Source organism: Microbispora sp. H13382, assembly GCF_014161445.1.
GTDB lineage: Bacteria > Actinomycetota > Actinomycetes > Streptosporangiales > Streptosporangiaceae > Microbispora.
The window spans coordinates 1-2,436 of record NZ_JABBXA010000043.1 but is presented as its reverse complement, the minus strand read 5'-3'; the positions used below and the strand labels follow the sequence as shown (position 1 = coordinate 2,436).

Genomic DNA, 2,436 nt, shown 5'->3' with positions numbered 1-2,436 from the left:
AGGCCGAGTAGTAGTAGGTGTCGTCGACCCGGAAGATGTCGATGTCGGCCAGGTCCTGCCACAACACCGGGTTGGAGTACGTCGACGACGGCGGCCACGGCCCACCCGACGGACTCACCGACGGCGACGGTGACGCTGACGGTGACGCTGACGGTGACGACGACGGATCCGAGACGCTCCCGACGCGGACGAGCTGCCACTGCTGGTTGTTGCCGCCCCAGTCGGAGTACTGCACGATCTTGCCGCCGTCCGCGGTGGAGGCGTTCTGGACCTCGACGGCCTTGCCGCTGTTGCGGTTGATCAGCCGGACGTAGCCGCCGGAGGAGTCGGCGAGACCGAACTGCTGGTTGGTGCCGTTGTGGTCGCTCCACTGCACGATGTCGGCGGCGTCGGCGGTGGAGACGTTGTACACGTCGAGCACCTTGCCCGAGTGCCGCGACTGCACGCGGTAGTAGCCGCCGCCGGAGTCGACGAACCGCCACTGCTGGTTGTTGGCGTCGGTGCGTGTCCACTGCACGAGCGACCCGCCGTCGGCCGTGGAGAAGTTGTACACGTCCAGGGCCTTGCCGCTGTTGCGGTTGACCAGCACGTACCAGGCGTTCGTGTCGACGGTCGCCGCCGATGCCGGCGCCGTCCAGGCCACGGCGCCGGCGAGGACGGTCGCGAGCGCCGCCAGAAGACATGCGAAGACGGTGACCGGCGACCGTCGCCGGTCACGCGTCACACGAGTGGGGGGTGCGTGCATCTACTCTCCTCTGCAGGGTGGAGACACGGCCGGCGGGCGAGACGCCCGCGATGCGCTACGTGGACTCACCGCCGGTGCGGGGGAATCGCGTCCCCCGCACCGGGGCGGTGTCCCGCCGGGGAAGGTGGCGGGGGTCAGCAGGCCCAGCCGCCGGGGCAGGCTGTCGTCGCCGCCCGGGTTGGGGTCGGCAGCCCTGGTGGTGGTATCGCAGGGCGCGGTCGGCTGAGGGTCAGGGCATGGTGACGCAGGTGCGGGCCAACCGGCCGTGGCCGGCGTCGTCGGTCCCCACGCCGCAGGGAAGGCCGGGTCGCTCGATGCGGCGGACGGGTCGGACTCCCCGATCGACGGCGGCGTCCACGCCCCGGCGATCCCGGTGGAGGTGGTCGTCGGCGATGCGGCCAGGGCGCACCGGCCCAGAAAGTCAGGCGGTTCGCACCCGATATGTGAGCGCTAACAATTCCGCGAGCCAGTGCTCCTCTCCCATCGGCGACGTGCGTGGTGGTGGTGTAGCGGATCAAACATGGTCCCCCAAGCGGTGTCAACGCCCGCTCCCGCTCGCGTCACGGACCCCTATGAGGGCGGGGGCGGCTCACCTGCTCCTGCCGCGAGTGTGAGAACACCGCCCGGAGCCGGGACGCGATGAAACTTTCACCGGCCCCGACGTCGCTCCACCACATGTCGGGACGCCGCAGGAAACTTACGACAAGCCACCGTCGCTCCCACCTGGATGCATGAATGACATGCCCCGGAATGGACACGAAACTTTCTCGACATCCTCTTGACACATTTCGTGATGATTTCCCACACTGCTCCCCAAGGCGGCTTCCTCCTGCCGGGGTCGGTGGTGCGCGGCAGGAGCCGCAGTCTCGGCGCGACGACGGATCGCGTGTGTTTCCCCGCGGGCGTCTGTCCGCGTTCCCCTCATTGATCTCGCAGTGGAGGCTCAGGCATGGGCGAAAATCCCTTACCAGGCGGCGGTGGGCGAACCCGCCGGATGCTGGTCGCCGGCGCCCTCGGCGTACTCGGCGCGGTCACCGCACTGGCGGCGACCACCCCCGCGGGCGCCGCGGCCGGAACGCTCGGCGCGGCCGCCGCACAGAGCGGCCGTTACTTCGGCACCGCGATCGCGGCCGGCCACCTGAACGACTCGACGTATGTGGCGACCTGGGACCGGGAGTTCAACTCGGTCACCGCCGAGAACGAGATGAAGTGGGGGCCGATCGAGCCCTCCCGCAACTCCTTCAACTGGAGCTCCGCCGACCAGATCGTCAACCACGCGCTGAGCAAGGGCATGAAGGTCCGCGGTCACACGCTGGTGTGGCACGCCCAGCTGCCCAGCTGGATCAACAGCGGCATGTCCGCCAGTGACCTGCGCTCGGCGATGACCAACCACATCACCCAGGTCATGAACCACTACAAGGGCAAGGTCTTCGCCTGGGACGTGGTCAACGAGGCGTTCGCCGACGGCGGCGCCGTCGGCACGCTGCGCGACTCGATCTTCACCCAGAAGCTCGGCAACGGCTTCATCGAGGAGGCCTTCCGCGCCGCGCGGGCCGCCGACCCCAACGTCAAGCTGTGCTACAACGACTACAACATCGACAACGCCACGGCCGCCAAGACGCAGGGCGTCTACAACATGGTCAGGGACTTCAAGGCGCGCGGCGTGCCGATCGACTGCGTGGGCCTGCAGT

At 68.8% G+C, this 2,436-nt stretch carries 2 protein-coding genes; one reads left to right on the top strand and one right to left on the bottom strand.

Annotation, left to right across the window (positions count from 1 at the left end; translation table 11 throughout):
• A partial coding sequence (locus HHX41_RS39350; protein ID WP_182910003.1) for an RICIN domain-containing protein occupies positions 1-745 on the bottom strand: 745 nt, incomplete at its 3' end.
• A gap of 949 nt (positions 746-1,694) precedes the next feature.
• Here HHX41_RS39350 and HHX41_RS39345 point away from each other — a divergent pair.
• The coding region (locus tag HHX41_RS39345; protein WP_182910002.1) for an endo-1,4-beta-xylanase at positions 1,695-2,436 on the top strand (742 nt) is incomplete at its 3' end.